General features: G+C 64.7%; 1 pseudogene. It reads right to left on the reverse strand.

Features of this window, described 5'->3' with window-relative positions:
• Nucleotides 1-278 (reverse strand): annotated as a pseudogene (locus ACZ3GY_RS23825) (flavodoxin); the annotation flags it as partial.

Here is a 278-nt window from a genome sequence, read left to right on the forward strand (position 1 = left end):
GGCAGGCCGAAGTAAGTGCCCATGTGCAGCGGATAGATGGCGGCGATCAGCTTGCCGCCATTGCTCTTGTCCTCGTAGCGTTCCAGCTGCCGGATCTCGCCGCTCTGCGGCAGGACCACCATGCGGCTGCGGGCGCGCTCATGGGGCGCACCGTGATCGAGGAAGAAGATCTGCACTGGCTGTGATCCCTGTTCGGGCAGGCGCAGCTGGGCGCTCTGGTAGTCCGGTGCTTTGGCGAGGAAACTGTTCCAGGCCTGGGTCAGTTCCAGCGGGATGGC

The organism is Pseudomonas sp. PME37.24/006, from assembly GCF_055556635.1.